This is a genomic window from Micromonospora sp. NPDC004551, from assembly GCF_040609975.1.
GTDB lineage: Bacteria > Actinomycetota > Actinomycetes > Mycobacteriales > Micromonosporaceae > Micromonospora.
The window spans coordinates 458,624-475,159 of sequence record NZ_JBEXLM010000001.1 but is presented as its reverse complement, the minus strand read 5'-3'; the positions used below and the strand labels follow the sequence as shown (position 1 = coordinate 475,159).

Sequence of the window (16,536 nt, the reverse complement as noted above, 5' to 3'; positions counted from 1 at the left end):
GTGGTCACAGCCCTTCGGCCAGCGGGCCGAGCGCGAGGGCGGGCAGGAAGGTCAGCGCGACGAGGATCACCGTGACGCCGACGACCATGCCGACGAAGAGCGGCCTGTGGGTCGGCAGGGTGCCCTCCGACGCGGGCGTCGGCTTCTGGCGGGCCAGCGAGCCGGCCAACGCGAGCACGAAGATGATCGGCAGGAACCGGCCGAGCAGCATGCACAGCCCCAGAGCGGTGTTCCACCAGGGCGTGCTCACGGTGATGCCGGCGAACGCCGAGCCGTTGTTGTTGCTCGCCGAGGTGAACGCGTAGAGCACCTCGGAGAGCCCGTGCGGGCCGACGTTGAGCGCGGTCGAGTTGTTGCCGGTGGCGAACGCGGCGGCCGTGCCGGCGAGCACCAGGGCCGGGGTGATCAGGAAGTACATCGAGGCGAACTTGATCTCGCGCGACCCGATCTTCTTGCCGAGGTACTCCGGCGTGCGGCCGACCATGAGGCCGGCGACGAACACCGTGATCACCGCGAGGATCAGCAGCCCGTACAGGCCGGCGCCGACCCCGCCCGGGGCGACCTCGCCGAGCATCATGTTGCCCAGCGTCATCATCCCGCCCAGCGCGGTGTACGAGTCGTGGAACGAGTTGACCGCGCCCGTCGAGGTGAGCGTGGTGGCCGCGGCGAAGGTGGCCGAGTTCGACACGTCGAACCGCACCTCCTTGCCCTCCAGCGCCGCGCCGACCGCCTGCGGCACCGTGCCGTTGCCGGCCAGCTCGAAGACGTTGGTCAGGGTGACGCTGGCCAGTGCGAGGATCGCCATAACCGCGGCGATCGCGTAGCCCTGCCGGTTCTGGCCGACCATCCGGCCGAACACCCGGGGCAGGCTGAACGGGATCACCAGGATCAGGAAGATCTCGAGCCAGTTGGTCCAGGTGGTCGGGTTCTCGAACGGATGGGCGCTGTTGACGTTGTAGAAGCCGCCGCCGTTGGTGCCCAGCTCCTTGATGACCTCCTGGCTGGCCACCGGACCGCCGGTGATGTGCTGCGTGCCGCCGGTCAGCGTGGTCACGTCGGTGCCGCCGGACAGGTTCTGCACCGCGCCGCCGATCATCAGGGCGAGCGCGCCGAACACCGCGACGGGCAGCAGGATCCGCAGCGTGACGCGGGTCAGGTCGACCCAGAAGTTGCCCAGCTCGCCGGTGCGGCTGCGGGCGAAGCCCCGGACCAGCGCCACCGCGACGGCGATACCGACCGCGGCCGAGACGAAGTTCTGCACGGCCAGGCCGGCCATCTGCACCAGGTGCCCCATGGTCGCCTCACCCGAGTACCACTGCCAGTTCGTGTTGGTCACGAACGAGACGGCGGTGTTCCAGGCGCCGTGCGGCACCACCGGGTCGAGGCCCAGGGAGAGCCAGAGGTGGTTCTGCAGGCGCTGGAACGCGTACAGGAACAGGATGGAGACGGCCGAGAAGGCCAGCACGCTGCGGGCGTATACGCCCCAGGACTGCTCGGCGGCCGGGTTGACCCCGACCACGCGGTAGATGCCCCGCTCGACGCGGGAGGACCGGGTGCCGGAGACCACCCGATACATGTGGTCCCCGAACGGCCGGTGGACGGCGACCAGCGCCACCACCAGCGACAGGATGAAGAGCACCCCGGCTGTTGTCATGCTCATCAGAAGCGCTCCGGGAACAGCAGGGCGACGACCAGGAAGACACCCAGGCCGATCGCCAGCACCAGGCCGACGACGTTGACGGCGCTCACAGCTTCTCCACGCCCCTCACCACGAGGGCGAGAGCCGCGAACAGCCCCACCGTCAGCAACACGAACAGCACGTCAGACACGGCTGACCTCTCCTAGCGGACGTTCCCCGCGACCGCTTCCCGGTCGCGCCGGGCAATCAAAACGCCGGCCAGCACGCCTGGACAGGGGCTATAACGCGACCATCACGCCGCGCAGCGCTTTCTTGACGGCGTTTTCACGCCGGCCCATCAGCGGGTGGGGGCGGTCACCGCAAGCCGGACGGCGGAGGCGCCGGTCAACTCGCCGTACCGGTGCGCGAGGAAGCCGACGAAGGTCGCCGCGGACACGGCGGCGATCCGGAATCCGGTGAGGGCCCGCTCCCCGACCGCCCGGCCCTGATCTCGCGCGACAGCCACAGCACGCCTCCGAGAGACAGCCGCGGGCCTTCTCGGTCCGGCCCGCCCTGAAGCCATACCAGCCACGCGGTCGCTCGGGGCCGACAGCTCTCACGGGTCTGCTACGCGCGCCCGATCAATTTCGACGGGGACTCGACAGCGCCCGACGGGCCACCGTCAGCGGCGCACCTCGCGCCAGCCGGCGCCGCTACCGCGCCACGCACCGGCCAGGATGCTCGCCGAGCCCCGGCTCGGGCACTCCTGGATCTTCGAGCGACCGCTGGCGCCGCCGATCTGGGCCTGCACCTCCCAGCGCTGCCCGTCGGTGCGGATGTAGACGTCACGACGCCCACGAGGGGCGGTGACCCCGTTCCACCAGTGCTCCTCGACCATCACGTGGTGACGGTAGCGCAGTAGCCGACCGGCCCGCACCTACCGGTGCGGGCCGGAGTCCCGGCTCAGCCGTCCAGACGGCGGACCATGTTCATGATCGTCTCGACCTGGGCGCCTCCCTTGATGGGATAGTTCGTCGCACCGAGGTAGCCCCACCAGTCCCAGCAGCCGTTCGGGTTCACCGCGCTGGCCACCGCCTGCGGATAGAGCACGATCAGCCGGTTGGTGTCGGCGTACTGGTTGAGGTTGGCCCGGTCGACGAAGGCGGTGCCGACCTTGGCGTACCCCTGGGCGCAGCCGTGCAGGGCGACCAGCAGCCGGCAGGTGGTTCCCGCGGCGCAGGCGCTCGGCACGTACGCGAAGCCGTTGGCATCCATGCTCAGCCCGTTGGCCCAGCCGTTGGTGGCGAAGGTGTCCTGACCGAACCGGATCAGGGTGCCGCCCAGCGGGCCGGTGTTCGGCGCGGAGACCGAGCCGAGCAGCTTGCCGAGGAAGGCGCCCTGCGGGTCGGTGCCGCAGTCGGCGAGGAACGGCGAGGCCGTGGCCGTGCAACCCACCGTGCCGTAGGGGGTGACCCAGGAGTGGCCGGCCGCGCTGCCGGAGTCGTAGCGGACGCTCGCCCCGAAGTCCTGGTAGTAGCGGACCAGGTCGTCGGTGACCGACTTCTTCACGGTGCCGTCGTTGCCGCCGTGGTAGACGTACACCGGTTGGCCGGCGAGGTTCCCCGTGCCGTCCACCCAGCCGTAGGACGCCCAGGTGCGGGTGTAGCCCTCCAGGGTGGCGACGTAGGTCGGGTAGATGTTGTCCCCGCAGCCGTAGAGGGCCTGGGAGACGTTGTTCTGTGCGCAGTAGTAGGGGCCGGCCGCGAAGATCGCGGCGCCCCGGATCCGCGCCGAGTAGGCGACCTGGAGCTGGGTGGCCATGTAGCCACCGGAGGAGACCCCGGCGACATACACGGCGGAGATCGGGTAGGTGCGCAGCGAGCCCGTGACCGGGGTCTTGGTGTACGGCGTGCTCGCGGCCCGGGCGGCGACGCCGCCGGGCAGGACCAGGAGGAGGGCGGCGGCGAGGATGGTGACGGCTTTCCACGGTGTCTTCATGGCGTTCTCCCGTCGGAGCGCCGGCGGGACGGCCGGCGTGCCGGCACGGTAACGTGATATAGACCACAGCAGATATCCGGTCGGCCGACACCTCGGGGGCGCCGGTGGTGTGGCCGGCCCACCGGTCGTTTCCGCCCCGGCGGGCCGGGTACGCGCCGGACATGCCCGAGGGCCACCTCATCCACCGGTACGCGCGGGAGCAGCACCACGCGCTCGCGGGGCATGCCGTCACGCTCTCCAGCCCCCAGGGCCGCTTCGACCCGGCCCCCTACGCGGACCGGCCGCTGCGGGCCGTCGAGGCCGACGGCAAGCACCTGCTCTACCACTTCCCCGACGCGCCCGTCCTGCACGTCCACCTCGGCATGCGCGGGCTGTTCCTGCGCTACGACGACCCGGCCGCGCCGCCCCGTCCCGGCACCCGGCTGCGGCTGGCCGGCCCCTCGGTGGCGTACGACCTCATCGCGCCGATCCGCTGCGAGCCGCTGCCCGCGGACGCGGAGGAGGCACTGCGGGCCTCGCTCGGGCCGGACCCGCTGCGCGCCGACGCCGACCCGGCCGAGGCGGTCCGCCGGCTCACCGCGACCGGCGCGCCCGTGGGTGCGGCACTGCTCGACCAGGCCGTCTGGGCCGGCATCGGCAACGCGTGGCGGGCCGAACTGCTCTTCCTGGCCGGGCTGGACCCGGACGCCCGCACGATCGGCGCCCCGGCGGCGGAGCGGCTGTGGCGCCTCGCCGTGCGCCACCTCGCGCTCGGCCGGGACCGGGGTCAGGTGGTCAGCGACCCGGCCGCACCGGACGAGCGGTGGGTGTACAAGCGGGAGCGTTGCCGGCGTTGCGGCAGCCCGGTGCGGACCTGGCAGGTGGGCGGCCGGACCGCGTACGCCTGCCCGGTGGACCAGCCGGCCGGCTAATTCGGTTGGCGGCCCGCCGTGGCGATGGCTAGCCTCGCCGCCGACGTCACTCCGACTGCCTGAAGAGGGTGTTTTGGTGCCCGTGCCGAGCGTTTCCCGCCTCGTTCCGACCTCCGCACCCATCCCCTGGAGTGACCACATTGGATCTGCCACGTAGCTTCACCATCCGCGAGGGCGACCTCCGGATCCTCAACCCGTTCGACGACGCCAAGCTCGCCACCCTGGGCCGGGCGATCAAGCTCCGGCCCGGCACGTCGATCCTCGACCTGTGCAGCGGCAAGGGCGAGCTGCTCTGCACCTGGGCCCGGGACCACGGTGTGACCGGCACCGGGGTGGACATCAGCACCGCCTTCACCGCCGCCGCCCGGGCCCGCGCCGCCGAGCTGGGCGTCGCCGACCGGGTCCGGTTCGTGCACGGCGACGCCGCGACCCACGTACCGGAGCAGCGCGTCGACCTGGCCGCCTGCGTCGGGGCGACCTGGATCGGCGGGGGTGTGCCCGGCACCCTGGAGATCCTGGAGCGCGGCCTGCGCCCCGGCGGGATGGTCCTGGTGGGCGAGCCGTACTGGCGGCGCGACCCGCCCGACGAGGAGACCGTGGCCGGGTGCCACGCCCGCTCCCGGGACGAGTTCCGGGACCTGCCCGGGCTCGTCGGGCTCTTCGGCGAGTGCGGCTGGGACCTCGTGGAGATGGTCCTCGCCGACCAGGACAGCTGGGACCGGTACGCCGCCGCGCACTGGCTCAACCTGCGGCGCTGGCTGGACGCGAACCCCGACGACGAGCTTGCCGGGGAGCTGCGCCGGGAGCTGACCGAGGACCCGCTGCGGCACGTGCGCTACCAGCGCGAGTATCTGGGCTGGGGCGTCTTCGCCCTGCTCCGGCGCTGATCGGCCGGCCCGGCTCCCGGTGCCCCGCCGGGAGCCGGGCCGGGCCGGCTTAGCCCGCGGCTACGGAGGGTAAAGCCTGTTCATGGGACAGCTGCGCACCTCGCCACCACCGCCGCAGGCCACCGAACTGGAACAGTGGGTGCTCGCCACGGCCGAGGAGCTGCGCGAGCTGCGGGCGTCGCTGCGCGACGCGCTGACCCGGCACGGCCTGGTCCAGGGCGAGGACCTCGACGAGGTCCCCCACCTCGTGGTGCTCGTCGCCACCGAACTGGCCACCAATGCGCTGCGGCACGGCCGGCCGCCGACGATCGTCACCCTGCTAACGGCCGACGACTGCTTCGTGCTCGACGTGGCGGACCACGACCTCGGCACCGTCCCGGGGCTGGGCGACATCCACCCGCTCGACTCGGGCGGGCGCGGGCTGATGCTGGCCGAGTCGGTCTCGCTGGCGGTCGGCTGGTACGCCACCGACGAGACCAAGAACATCTGGGCCTCGTTCCCGCGCTGACCCGCCTACTGGAACCCCGCGACCGGGTGCGGGACGTAGGGCGCCTCCAGGGCGGCCACCTCCTCGTCGGTCAGCTCCAGCTCCAGCGCGGCCACCGCGTCGGTCAGGTGGTGCGGCTTGGTCGCGCCCACGATCGGCGCGGTCACCGCCGGGTTGCGGGCCACCCACGCCAGCGCCACCTGCGCCCGGGGCACGCCGCGCGTGTCCGCGATCCGGGCCACCGCGTCGACAACCGCCCGGTCGTTATCCTCGGTACGCGCGTAGAGCGCCCGGCCGAACTCGTCGGTCTCCACCCGCGCGGTGCGCTCCCCCCAGTCCCGGGTCAGCCGGCCCCGGGCCAGCGGGCTCCACGGGATCACCGCGACGCCCTGGTCGAGGCAGAGCGGCAGCATCTCCCGCTCCTCCTCCCGGTAGAGCAGGTTGTAGTGGTTCTGCATCGAGACGAACCGGGTCCAGCCGTGCCGCTCGGCGGCCCAGAGCGCCTTCGCGAACTGCCAGGCGTACATCGAGGAGGCGCCGAGGTAGCGGACCTTGCCGGCCCGGACCAGATCGTGCAGCGCCTCCAGGGTCTCCTCGATCGGCGTGCCCGGATCGAGCCGGTGGATCTGGTAGAGGTCGACGTAGTCGGTGCCCAGCCGGCGCAGGCTCGCGTCGATCTCGCTCATGATGTGCTTGCGGGACAGCCCGCCCCGGTTCGGCCCGGGGCCCATCCGGCCGTGCACCTTGGTGGCGATCACCACGTCCTCGCGGCGGGCGAAGTCCTTCAGCGCCCGGCCCACGATCTCCTCGCTCGTGCCGTCCGAGTAGACGTTGGCGGTGTCGAAGAAGTTGACCCCCAGCTCCAGCGCCTGCTGGATGAAGGGGCGGCTCTCCTGCTCCGGCAGCGACCAGGGGTGGCCGCCGCGGCTCGGCTCGCCGTAGCTCATGCAGCCCAGGCAGAGCCGGGACACCTCCAGGCCGGTGGATCCGAACTTCACGTACTCCATGCGGTCCATCTCACCACCGGCCGGCGGGCGTCGCAGGCCGCCCGGGTCAGTCGCCGTCGTCGCCGCCGTGCCCCGAGGTCGCCGCCGGGGTGTCGCCCCAGACGGCCTTCGCGCCGGAGTCGCCGACCCGGTAGACCTGCACCAGGTTCGCCGCCGCGACCACCACGGCCAGCACCGCGACCACCACGCCGACCGCGCCCGGACCGGACGTACGCGGACGTTCGGTCCCGTCCTCGACCGGCCGCCCGGACCGGCGGTGCAGCCAGACCAGCGCGACCGCGGCGACCAGCAGCGGCAGCGCGAACCAGATCAGGGTGTCCCCCAGCTCGGCGTGCCGGCCCGGGTCACCGACCCGGCGCTCCAGGCCCTCGCCACTCTGGCTGGCGAGCGGGACGGCGGCGGTGGCCAGCGCGGCGATCAGCACGACGAGCACCCCGAAGCGGCCCCGCCAGGAGGGGCGGACGGCCAGCGCGACCACACCGAGCGCGGCCAGCGGCAGGAGGACCACGACGACGTGCACCACGAGCGGGTGCACCGGCAGTCCGTTGACGGTGTCGGGCACGATCTCTCCTCGACGATCGGGGGCGTTCCACTGTCCGGCCCCACAGTGCCCAGCGTTTCTTGGGAAGTTCTTGCGGCGGTTCAGGTCGCCGGCAGGAGCAAGGTGACGGTGGCGCCGCGCCCCGGTGCGCCGGCGACCTCGACCGTGCCGCGGTGCGCCCGCGCCACGTGCTGCACCAGCGCCAGGCCCAGCCCGAACCGGCGGCCGGCTCCAGCGGTGCCGTGCGCGAAGCGGTCGAAGAGCCGGTCCGCCTCGGCCGGGTCCAGCCCCACCCCGTCGTCGGCGACCTCGGCGACCACGCGGCCGTCACGGCGTATCACGGTCACCGTGACGTGGCCGCCGTCGGTCGTGTGGCCGACGCCGTTGTCCACCAGCGCCGTCAGCGCCCGGCGCAGGGCCGTACGGGCGCCCCGGACCCGGGCCGGGCCGGCCGCCTCGACCCGCAGGTCGACCTGGCGCTCCTGCGCGTACGCGGACATGCTCGTCACCACCTCGCGGGCCACCTCGGCCAGGTCCACCTCGGTGTCCGGCAGCGGCTGGTGCTCGGCGGCGGCCGACACCAGCAGGTCCTCGACCACCTCGCCGAGCGCCCGGGTGTCCGCCACGAGCTGGTCGAGCTGGTCGGTGAGCCGGTCCGCCGGCTGGCTCCGCGCCCGGCGGGCCAGCATCTGCGCCCGGGTGTGCAGCACGGTGAGCGGGGTGCGCAGCTCGTGCGAGGCGTCGGCGACGAAACGGCGTTGCAGGGTCAGCGCGGTGGCCAGCGGCGCGACCGCCCGCCGCGCCAGCAGTGCGGCGGCGACCAGCGCACCGGCCAGACCGGCCAGCTCGGCCACGAGCAGCGCCACGGCGAGCTGGCCCTGCCGCTGGCGCAGCGGCGCGAGGTCGGCGGCGACCGCCCAGCGACTGCCGTCCGCCCGCCGGGCGACCAGCACCCGGAACCGCTGGTCGTCACCGGTGTCGGTTTCGTACCGGCCGGGCGGTCGGCCGATCACACCAGCCAGGATCCGGACCAGCTCCGGGGACGCGCTCGGGGTCACCTCGATCGCCGCCGTGCCGGGGCGCTGCCGGGCCAGGACCTGCCCGGGCGGCGGGTCGTCCACGTCCTCGGCCGCGGCCAGCACCGTGGCCAGCCCGGCGTCCAGCGCCCGGGACTCCTGACGGCTGGTGAGCACGAACATCAGCGCGCCGACCAGCAGCAGGACGACCCCGATCACCCCGGCGGTCTGGGCCACGCTGATTCGGCGGGCACGGTCCAGCCGGGCCTCGTCCACGACGCTGCCCGCCTCAGCCCGGCCCGAGCCGGTAGCCCAGCCCGTGCACCGTACGGACGGTGTCCCGGCCCAGCTTGCGGCGCAGGTGGTGGACGCAGGCATCGACGGTGCCCGGCGCGTCGGCGTTGTCGAAGACGGCGCTGAGCAGTTCGGCCCGGGTGAACACCTTCGTCGGCCGGCCGGCGAGGGCGTGCAGCACGGCGAACTCGCGGGCGGAGAGCGGGATCTCCCCGGTGCCGTCGACCACCCGGCGGTTGTCGACGTCCAGCCGGCGCCGCCCCAGCGGCAGCCAGCCGGCCGCCTCCGGGTGCCGCCGGCGCAGCGCCCGGAGCCGGGCCAGCAGCTCGGCCACCTCGAACGGCTTGACCAGGTAGTCCTCCGCGCCCGCGTCCAGCCCCTCCACTCGGTCGTCAACCGATCCCCGGGCGGTCAGCAGCAGCACCGGGCACGTCACACCGCGGGCGCGGAGCCGGCCGACCAGCGCCAGCCCGTCCAGCGCCGGCAGCCCCCGGTCGACCACCATGAGCTGGTAGTCGCGGGTCAGCGCGTGGTGCAGGCCGCTGTGCCCGTCGCCGGCCACGTCGACCTCGTACCCCTCCTCGGTGAGCAGGTCGGCGAGCAGGCCGGTCAGGGCACGGTCGTCCTCGACCAGCAGCAGGCGGGGGCGGGCGCTCTCCACCGGCCCAGTATTCACCTTCTGTGACCACTCCAGCTCGGCGCGTCCGTGCCGGGAGTCAGTCGTCCACCGGGATGGGGTCGTCGTACTGGCCGGGCGGGCCGCTGTGCGCGGCGCCGCCCACCAGGGGCCAGGCGTTGGGGAGGCACCCGTGCAGGCCGAGCGTCTGCTGTTCCATCACCGGCGCCGGTCCGCCCGCCCGGGGACAGAGTTCGTGGCCCCGGCCCAGCCGGTGCCCCACCTCGTGGTTCAGCAGGTACTGCCGGTAGCGGCCGAGGTCGGGGAACTGCGGCACACCGTGCACCCAGCGCGCCACGTTGATCACGACCTGGTCGCCGTTGCGGCAGGAGGTGTAGTGGTCGGTGGTGTCGGCGCAGAGCCGTCCCCGGGTCACCGGCGTGGTCAGCAGCACCGTGAAGTCGGCCGGATCGTCGCGCCCCACCCGTTGCAGCCGCCACCGGCCGTCTCCGGTCCAGCCGCGCGGGTCGGCCAGCGTCGCGGCCACCTCCCGGGCGAAGCGCTCGACATCGACGTTGCCGATGCCGCCCTCCACGGCGACCCGGTAGCGGAGCAGATCGCCCGCGCGGCCGGCCACCGCGCCGACGCCGGTGGCGGTGCGGAACCGGCCCGTACCCCGGTCCGGAAAGCTGATCCCGGGCGGCACCCGGCCGGCGGCCGGGACCGGCGGCGCGGCCGGCGTGGCCACCGCCGGTCGGGCGGGCCCGGTGGCGCGGGCGGCGGGCCGCACGCCGGCCGCGACCAGCAGGTCCGGGTGCCACCGGGCCGCGTATCCCGCGAGACCGGCCACGACCAGCAGCAGGACCAGGGTCAGGGGACCGGCGCGGGGCGCCCGCCGCCGCCGGTGCAGACCCCGGTCACGCCTGCCCCGCCCGCCCACGTCGATCTCCGTCCGTCGCGCCCGCCCCGATCCGGTCAGGAGTACGGACGCCGGGCCCGGACGGATGAACGGTGAGCGCGCTCACGGGCCGGGGCGGTTCCCGCGCCGGTACCGTTCGTTCCCGGGTGCGCGACCCGCCACCTGCCGCCAGAGAGGGAGCCACCCGTGCCGGATGCCGACCAGGTGCTCGCCGACGCCCTCACGGCGGCGCGCGGCACCGACGTACGCGCGGCCGAGCGGGCCCTGGACCGGCTGGTGGTCGGCGACCCGCCGGCCGTGGACGCGGCGCTTCTCACCCGGCTGGCCCGCGACGTGGCGCGGCTCTGGCCGCGCGGCTGGCAGCCCGTGGACCTGGAGCGGATCGCCACCCGCCGGCTGACCCCGCGGGGCGCCCGGCTACTGCGGGACGTGCTGGCCGCCCAGCGGCGTACGCTGCCGGACCCGGTCCCGTCCTGGTTCGACGCCCAGCTCGCGGAGCTGGGCGCGCGGTGGGACGGCGACGCGGGCTGGCTGGACCGGCGTGCCGAGGGCGACCGGATCAGCGCGCTGCGGGACGCCGTCGACGCGCTCGCCCTGGTGGCGGGGCTGCCGCCGATCGCGGTGCTCCGCCCGCCACCCGGCGGACCGGCCGCCGCCCCGCGCGCCACCGCCCCGGCCGGCGGCTCACGGATGCTGGACCGGGTACGCGCGCTGCTGGCCAAGGCCGAGTCGACCACCTTCCCCGCCGAGGCGGAGGCGCTCACCGGCAAGGCACAGGAGCTGATGGCCCGGCACAGCATCGACGCCGCCCTGCTCGACGCCGCGGCCGAGCGACCGGACCGGCCCGGCGGCGTGCGGCTCGGCACCGACGCCCCGTACGCGGCGGCGAAGGCGCTGCTCATCCAGGAGGTGGCGGCGGCCAACCGCTGCGAGTCGATCTGGTCGGACGACCTGGGCTTCGCCACCGTGCTCGGCTTCCCGGCCGACCTGGACGCCGTCGAACTGCTGCACACCTCGCTGCTGGTGCAGGCCACCGCCGCGATGCTGCGCGGCCGGGGCGAACGCCGCCCGGGCAGCGGCCGGCGCACCAAGGGCTACGACGAGTCCTTCCTCAACGCGTTCGCGCTGCGGATCGGCGAGCGCCTGCGGGCGGCCACCACGGCGGCGGCCGAGGAACGGGCCGACGAGCGGCTGCTTCCCGTGCTCGCCGCCCGCTCCGACGCCGTCAAGGAGCGGGTCGACCAGCTCTTCCCTGGCGTCACCCGGCACCGGCTCCAGGTCCGCGACGCGGACGGCTGGACCTCGGGCACCACGGCCGCCGACCGCGCCTCGCTCGACCCCGGCACACCGGCGCGCCGCCCGCTGCGCGGAGCCCGCTGACTTTTTCCTCGGGAAAGATGTCGGATCAGGCGAGCCGGCTCCGACCCGTCTGCGAGAGGCGCCACCGCCGGTGGCCCCGACCCGAGGAGTGACCGTGAAGTACATGCTGCTGATCTGGAACCGGCCCGGCTTCGTCGAGGAGCTGTCCGAGGAGGAGCGGAACGCGATCTTCGGCGAGGTCGACGTGATCATGAAGGAGCTGACCGAGTCCGGTGAGCTGGTCGGCGGTGAGGCGCTGGCGCACCCGGCGCAGACCCGCACCGTCCGGCCCGCCGCGGGCGGCGGCACCGAGGTCACCGACGGGCCGTTCCTGGAGAGCAAGGAGCAGTTCGCCGGCTACCTGACGGTCGACTGCGAGACCCCGGAGCGGGCCGCCGAGATCGCCGCGCGCTGGCCGGACGTCGCGCACGGCGTCGGCGTGCTGGAGGTGCGGCCCGTGATGGAGCAGTCCGGGACGGAGATGTGACCGACCGGGCGGTCGAGGACCTGCTGCGCGCCCTCGCGCCGCAGGTCCTCGGCGTGCTCGTCCGCCGGCACGGTCAGTTCTACGCCTGCGAGGACGCCGTCCAGGAGGCACTGCTCGCCGCCGCGACCCAGTGGCCGGCGCAGGGCGTGCCGGACCATCCCCGCTCGTGGCTGGTCACCGTGGCGAACCGCCGGCTCACCGACGAGTGGCGCAGCGAGCGGGCCCGCCGGGACCGCGAGGTCGCGGTCGCGGTCCGGGAACCGGCGTACGCGGCCGTCGCCCCGCCCGCCGACGAGGAGCCGCCCAGCGGGGACGACACGCTGAAACTGCTCTTCCTCTGCTGCCATCCCGCGCTCACGGTCAGCGCCCAGGTGGCGCTGACCCTGCGGGCGGTCGGCGGCCTGAGCACCGCCGAGATCGCCCGGGCGTACCTGGTGCCGGAGGCCACCATGAGCCAGCGGATCCGCCGGGCCAAGCAGCGGATCGAGGCGGCCGGCGCCCGGTTCGCCATGCCCTCGGCGGCCGACCGGGACGCGCGGCTGGGCGCCGTGCTGCGCGTCCTCTACCTGGTCTTCAACGAGGGGTACACCGCCTCCAGCGGGGCCGAGCTGCACCGGGTCGAGCTGACCGCCGAGGCCATCCGGCTGGCCCGGGAGCTGCGCCGGCTGCTCCCCGACGACGGCGAGGTGGCCGGGCTGCTGGCCCTCATGCTGCTCACCGACGCGCACCGGGCGGCGCGCACCGGCCCGGGCGGTGAGCTGGTGCCGCTGGCCGAGCAGGACCGCACCCGCTGGGACCGGGCCGAGATCTCCGAGGGCGTCGCCCTGGTGACCGAGGCGCTGACCTGGTCGGCCCCCGGCCCCTACCAGGTGCAGGCCGCCATCGCGGCGGTGCACGCCGAGGCGCCCACCGCGGCCGACACCGACTGGCGGCAGATCGTCGCCCTCTACCGGGTGCTGGCCCGGCTCGCGCCGAATCCGATGGTCACCCTCAACCAGGCCGCCGCGGTGGCCATGCTGGACGGTCCGCGGGCCGGCCTCGCCCTGCTGGCGCAGCTGGACAACGACGAGCGGACCGCCGGCCATCACCGGCTCGCCGCCGTCCGGGCCCATCTCCTCGAACTGGCCGGAGACCGGGATGACGCCCGGACCGCCTACCTGGCCGCCGCCCGCGCCACCACCAGCCTGCCGGAGCGGCACTACCTCGAGGTACGCGCCGCGCGGCTGGCCGGCGACCGGTGAACCTCAGAGCAGGCGGCCCCGGTAGGGGTGCGGCCGCCCCCACTTCTCCTCCCAGCGCAGCAGCGCCGCCTGCGACTCCGGCAGATCGGGCCGGAACTCCCTGATCAACGGGCGCTCCGGCAGCGCCACCAGGAAGGACCAGTAGTCCTCCAACGCCCGCCGCACCTCGTCGACCGTGTACGCGCCGTGCTCGTGCTCCAGCCAGGAGTTCTGAATCACGACGCCGGAGGAGGCGAAGGAGACCTCGTAGTTCTCGCTGCTCCACTCCTCGAACGGAGGGCGGCCGTTCGACACGTCGTCGATCATCGCCAAGCCGTCGAGGCAGACCAGGAAGTGGCGCGAGACATCCGCGATCAGCCAGGCTCCCAGCGTCTCGTACCGCTTGTCGTCCACCCGGAACACGGGGAGGTTGAACTGGTCGAGCGAGAACGTGATGAAGCTCAAGGTGTTCCTTCCGCGGGTCAGAGGACGGGCCACCCGTGGGTGAACCCACCGGCGCCATCGTAGAAGCCTTCGATGGTCAGGCCGCGGTACGTGCCACGCCACATGTTCCCGCCCGCGGGCACCGCGTTGTTGAAGGCTCCCGGGACGGCTGCGTCGACCTCCGCCGGAGTCCAGTGGTCGGGATAGAAGGAGCTGACCCCGTTGTTGCCCGCCTTGGGCTTCCACTCTCCGTGCGGTGGGTTCCGGGTCGGGTCGAAGAACTCGGGTTCCGCCTCGTACGCCCCGGTCCGCGGATCCCGGTTGACCGTGCCGGGCTTCAGTCGCCGGCCCGGGAAGTCCTGGCCGCCCGGCCGGTAGTGGTAGCCGGACCCCTTCGGTTGCCCGGGCTTCACGTGCCCACCGAAGACGTGGTCCCGGAAGTGCGCGTTCATCCGCCCCGGACGGTTGCGCCTGTTGGCGCGCTTCAGGTATTTCAGTGCCGCGCGCATCAGGCGGCCGCTGGCCTTTCCCGATCCCTTGGCCATCAGCCGCTCACCCGTCGACGAGTTTCCAGAGGACCTCCTGGACGAGGTTGCCGACGATGGTCCGGGCCAGCTGCTGGAAGATCGGGATCTCCAGGAGCGAGGCGCCGAAGGTGACCGCCGCCGTGGCGATCGCCTGGGCGATCTGGATGGCCAGGACGACCAGTTGCACGATGACGGCGATCTTCAGGGCGAGCACGATCGCGCCACAGATGATCAGCCCGGTGCCGGTGAGCACGGCCGCCGTCACCCCGTCGCGGAGGCTGTCGGCGGGGCTGTCCTCCCGGTTCCACCAGGACTGGAAGGCGGTGATGTCCTGGCCGGTGTGGCCGGACCAGACGGCGGCCGCCCCGGTGTTCGCCTCGGCCACGAAACCGGACAGGGTGCCGGAGAAGCGGATCCAGGCGTTGCCCATCTCGAAGAGCTTGACCTCGTCGGCCTCGGGCCAGGTGTAGCCGAGGATGCCCAGCAGTGAGCGCAGCTCGCCGGGTAGTTCGAGACCCACCGTCAGCCTCCCAACGCCTGCCGCAGCCCGTCGAAGCCCTGCGTGATGGCGGCCTCGATCTCGGCATAGCGGGTGGCCATGTCGGTGAGGTCGGTGCCGGCGGCGGCGATCTCGGCCAGCGCGCCGTCGAAGCACTCGAAGGCGAACGCGGAGACCTCGTCGTGGGCGGCGCCGATGAGCGAACCGATGTCGTCGGTGCCCCAGGGCCGGCCGAAGGCGGCGAGCTCGGCCTGGAACGCCGTCGTGGCCTGGCTGAACCGGGTGGCCATGTCACCCAGCGCGCGGCCGGAGCCGCCCAGCCCTTCGGGGTCGACCTCGATGGCCATCAGCGACCGCCCTGGCCGGACAGCCGGTCCTGGGCCTCGACGAGCGCGTCGGTGAAGGTGGTGAGCTGCCGGCCGGCGTCCTCCTGGATGCGGCGCAACTGCTCGCCGAGGGAGCCCAGGTCGACCTGGCCGGGCACGGCGGCGGTGGCCTTCTCCTGGAGGTCGGCGAGCGCGGCGTTGACCGCCGCGCCGATCTCCTCCGCCAGGGACTCGCTCGGCAGCCGCATCACCCGGGGGTCGAGGGTCAGCGTGGTGATCCGCCCGGGTGGGCCGGCCGTCACCCGGACCAGGCCGTCGGCCGCCTCACCCGTTCCCTCCGGGGGCGGGGGCGCCTCGCCGTCGGCGCCGGCGGTGAACCGGCCCAGCGCGGAGATGGTCTCGGACAGCGCGCGGCCGAGGCCGGACGGATCGACGGGCTGGGCCATGGGCGTAGCTCCTCCGGGGTCGAGGTCCTCTCGCATGCTACGCAGTCCGCGCCAACGCGGGTGACCCCGAGTGAGCGACAGTGGACGATCCGATGTGGAGGAAGCGCGCCCTCAGGCGCGGCACTCCCGGGCGAGCCGCTGCGGAATCTCGACGAACGTCGAGCCCAGCCACCTCACCGGCGTCGACGACCGCGCTCCGGCGTCGATCCGCTCGGCGGCGTCGCCGACCAGTGCCCTGATCTCCGGGTCCTCGGCCCGGGCGGCCTGCCCGCGTACCCCGTCGGCAAGATCGGCCAGGTCGGCCTTGACCTGCGCGTTGATCTGCTCGGGGGTGAGCTGCCGACGGGTGGCCGCCGCGGAGTCCGCGGCGATCTCCCGGCTCTTGGCGATGATGAGCTTGTCGACCGCGGCGCAGACGGCGGCCGTGTTCGCGGCGGTCACCCGCGACGGCGAGGCGGTGGCGGAGGGCGCGGACGCGGCGGTGGCGTACGGTGCGGGCGCGGCGGTCGACTCACCGGCCGGCACCGGGCGGTCCTCCGCGGCAGGCTGGCAGGCCGCGGCGAGCGCGGTCATCGTCACCAGTGCGGCGGCGCGGATCGCGGCGGTGGCGGACATCGTTCTCCCGTACGGTCGGCGGCCGGGCGACCGGCCGGATCGAGGCGGTACGACACGCGGCGGCGGCCGGTCCACCACCCGCGCAGCGTCGCCGGGCCGGCAGTGGCTGCCGGCCCGGCGACGCGCAGGACGGTGGTCAGCTCTTGAAGGCGTCCTTGACCTTCTCGCCGGCCTGCTTGAGGTTGGCGGCGGCCTGGTCGTTGCGGCCCTCGGCCTCGAGGCGCTCGTCGTCGGTGGCCCGGCCGACACCCTCCTTGACCTTGCCGGCGGTGTTCTCGGTCGCGTTGTTGATCTTGTCGTCGATACCCATGGGAACCTC

Annotated in this window: 23 protein-coding genes; 6 read left to right on the top strand and 17 right to left on the bottom strand. The window is 73.9% G+C overall.

The window, feature by feature from the left end:
* Window positions 1-4: 4 nt before the first annotated feature.
* The 5 genes from kdpA to ABZW14_RS02380 form a co-directional block, all read right to left on the bottom strand.
* On the bottom strand, window positions 5-1,660 hold the full coding sequence (gene kdpA, locus ABZW14_RS02400) for a potassium-transporting ATPase subunit KdpA (protein ID WP_355338465.1): 1,656 nt from the start codon (window positions 1,658-1,660) through the stop codon (window positions 5-7).
* Window positions 1,660-1,749, bottom strand: coding sequence for a K(+)-transporting ATPase subunit F (gene kdpF / locus ABZW14_RS02395; RefSeq protein WP_154936237.1), 90 nt, complete (start codon window positions 1,747-1,749; stop codon window positions 1,660-1,662). The genes kdpA and kdpF overlap by 1 nt, the downstream gene beginning before the upstream one ends.
* 227 nt (window positions 1,750-1,976) lie before the next feature.
* Window positions 1,977-2,144 (bottom strand): hypothetical protein, encoded by a 168-nt coding sequence (locus ABZW14_RS02390; RefSeq protein WP_355338461.1) that lies wholly within the window; start codon window positions 2,142-2,144, stop codon window positions 1,977-1,979.
* Window positions 2,145-2,300: 156 nt separating this feature from the next.
* Window positions 2,301-2,516, bottom strand: coding sequence for a hypothetical protein (locus ABZW14_RS02385; RefSeq protein ID WP_244167616.1), 216 nt, complete (start codon window positions 2,514-2,516; stop codon window positions 2,301-2,303).
* Between the two features lie 65 nt (window positions 2,517-2,581).
* Window positions 2,582-3,616 carry a PHB depolymerase family esterase gene (locus ABZW14_RS02380; RefSeq protein WP_355338458.1) on the bottom strand — a complete coding sequence of 345 codons (1,035 nt, stop codon included), beginning with the start codon at window positions 3,614-3,616 and terminating at the stop codon, window positions 2,582-2,584.
* A 161-nt stretch (window positions 3,617-3,777) separates the two neighbouring features.
* Between ABZW14_RS02380 and ABZW14_RS02375 the strand changes: the two genes are divergently transcribed.
* The 3 genes from ABZW14_RS02375 to ABZW14_RS02365 all read left to right on the top strand — a co-directional run bounded on the left by ABZW14_RS02375 (window position 3,778) and on the right by ABZW14_RS02365 (window position 5,922).
* Window positions 3,778-4,527: a DNA-formamidopyrimidine glycosylase family protein gene (locus tag ABZW14_RS02375; protein ID WP_355338455.1), complete on the top strand. Its 750-nt coding sequence runs from the start codon at window positions 3,778-3,780 to the stop codon at window positions 4,525-4,527.
* Between the two features lie 131 nt (window positions 4,528-4,658).
* On the top strand, window positions 4,659-5,414 hold the full coding sequence (locus ABZW14_RS02370; RefSeq protein WP_355338452.1) for a class I SAM-dependent methyltransferase: 756 nt from the start codon (window positions 4,659-4,661) through the stop codon (window positions 5,412-5,414).
* An 82-nt stretch (window positions 5,415-5,496) separates the two neighbouring features.
* Window positions 5,497-5,922, top strand: coding sequence for an ATP-binding protein (locus ABZW14_RS02365; protein WP_355338449.1), 426 nt, complete (start codon window positions 5,497-5,499; stop codon window positions 5,920-5,922).
* A 5-nt stretch (window positions 5,923-5,927) separates the two neighbouring features.
* On the opposite strand, the gene ABZW14_RS02360 is transcribed toward ABZW14_RS02365, so the two are convergent.
* The 5 genes from ABZW14_RS02360 to ABZW14_RS02340 form a co-directional block, all read right to left on the bottom strand.
* Entirely contained in the window at window positions 5,928-6,908 is a 981-nt protein-coding gene (locus tag ABZW14_RS02360) for an aldo/keto reductase (protein WP_355338446.1), read from the bottom strand.
* Between the two features lie 46 nt (window positions 6,909-6,954).
* Entirely contained in the window at window positions 6,955-7,470 is a 516-nt protein-coding gene (locus tag ABZW14_RS02355) for a DUF2231 domain-containing protein (protein WP_355338443.1), read from the bottom strand.
* Window positions 7,471-7,550: 80 nt separating this feature from the next.
* Window positions 7,551-8,741, bottom strand: a complete 1,191-nt coding sequence (locus ABZW14_RS02350; protein ID WP_355338440.1) for a HAMP domain-containing sensor histidine kinase — start codon at window positions 8,739-8,741, stop codon at window positions 7,551-7,553.
* Window positions 8,742-8,754: 13 nt separating this feature from the next.
* Entirely contained in the window at window positions 8,755-9,420 is a 666-nt protein-coding gene (locus tag ABZW14_RS02345; RefSeq protein ID WP_355338437.1) for a response regulator transcription factor, read from the bottom strand.
* A gap of 55 nt (window positions 9,421-9,475) precedes the next feature.
* Window positions 9,476-10,315: a DUF3152 domain-containing protein gene (locus tag ABZW14_RS02340; RefSeq protein ID WP_355338434.1), complete on the bottom strand. Its 840-nt coding sequence runs from the start codon at window positions 10,313-10,315 to the stop codon at window positions 9,476-9,478.
* Window positions 10,316-10,480: 165 nt separating this feature from the next.
* Between ABZW14_RS02340 and ABZW14_RS02335 the strand changes: the two genes are divergently transcribed.
* The 3 genes from ABZW14_RS02335 to ABZW14_RS02325 all read left to right on the top strand — a co-directional run bounded on the left by ABZW14_RS02335 (window position 10,481) and on the right by ABZW14_RS02325 (window position 13,381).
* On the top strand, window positions 10,481-11,674 hold the full coding sequence (locus ABZW14_RS02335; RefSeq protein WP_355338431.1) for a DUF2786 domain-containing protein: 1,194 nt from the start codon (window positions 10,481-10,483) through the stop codon (window positions 11,672-11,674).
* A 103-nt stretch (window positions 11,675-11,777) separates the two neighbouring features.
* A complete protein-coding gene (locus tag ABZW14_RS02330; RefSeq protein ID WP_313724683.1) occupies window positions 11,778-12,140 on the top strand; it encodes a YciI family protein in 363 nt (120 codons plus the stop codon).
* Entirely contained in the window at window positions 12,137-13,381 is a 1,245-nt protein-coding gene (locus tag ABZW14_RS02325) for a sigma-70 family RNA polymerase sigma factor (RefSeq protein ID WP_355338428.1), read from the top strand. Before ABZW14_RS02330 ends, ABZW14_RS02325 begins: the two co-directional genes overlap by 4 nt.
* Window positions 13,382-13,384: 3 nt before the next feature.
* On the opposite strand, the gene ABZW14_RS02320 is transcribed toward ABZW14_RS02325, so the two are convergent.
* The 7 genes from ABZW14_RS02320 to ABZW14_RS02290 form a co-directional block, all read right to left on the bottom strand.
* A complete protein-coding gene (locus tag ABZW14_RS02320) occupies window positions 13,385-13,825 on the bottom strand; it encodes a hypothetical protein (RefSeq protein ID WP_355338425.1) in 441 nt (146 codons plus the stop codon).
* Between the two features lie 17 nt (window positions 13,826-13,842).
* Window positions 13,843-14,349, bottom strand: coding sequence for an EndoU domain-containing protein (locus tag ABZW14_RS02315; protein WP_355338422.1), 507 nt, complete (start codon window positions 14,347-14,349; stop codon window positions 13,843-13,845).
* 7 nt (window positions 14,350-14,356) lie between these two features.
* Window positions 14,357-14,851, bottom strand: a complete 495-nt coding sequence (locus ABZW14_RS02310; RefSeq protein ID WP_355338419.1) for a hypothetical protein — start codon at window positions 14,849-14,851, stop codon at window positions 14,357-14,359.
* Window positions 14,852-14,853: 2 nt separating this feature from the next.
* Window positions 14,854-15,177 (bottom strand): hypothetical protein, encoded by a 324-nt coding sequence (locus ABZW14_RS02305; protein WP_355338416.1) that lies wholly within the window; start codon window positions 15,175-15,177, stop codon window positions 14,854-14,856.
* Window positions 15,177-15,602 carry a YbaB/EbfC family nucleoid-associated protein gene (locus ABZW14_RS02300; RefSeq protein WP_355338413.1) on the bottom strand — a complete coding sequence of 142 codons (426 nt, stop codon included), beginning with the start codon at window positions 15,600-15,602 and terminating at the stop codon, window positions 15,177-15,179. The genes ABZW14_RS02305 and ABZW14_RS02300 overlap by 1 nt, the downstream gene beginning before the upstream one ends.
* 111 nt (window positions 15,603-15,713) lie before the next feature.
* Window positions 15,714-16,217 (bottom strand): hypothetical protein, encoded by a 504-nt coding sequence (locus tag ABZW14_RS02295; RefSeq protein ID WP_355338411.1) that lies wholly within the window; start codon window positions 16,215-16,217, stop codon window positions 15,714-15,716.
* A 136-nt stretch (window positions 16,218-16,353) separates the two neighbouring features.
* Window positions 16,354-16,527, bottom strand: coding sequence for a CsbD family protein (locus ABZW14_RS02290; protein WP_355338408.1), 174 nt, complete (start codon window positions 16,525-16,527; stop codon window positions 16,354-16,356).
* Between the last annotated feature and the right edge of the window lie 9 nt (window positions 16,528-16,536).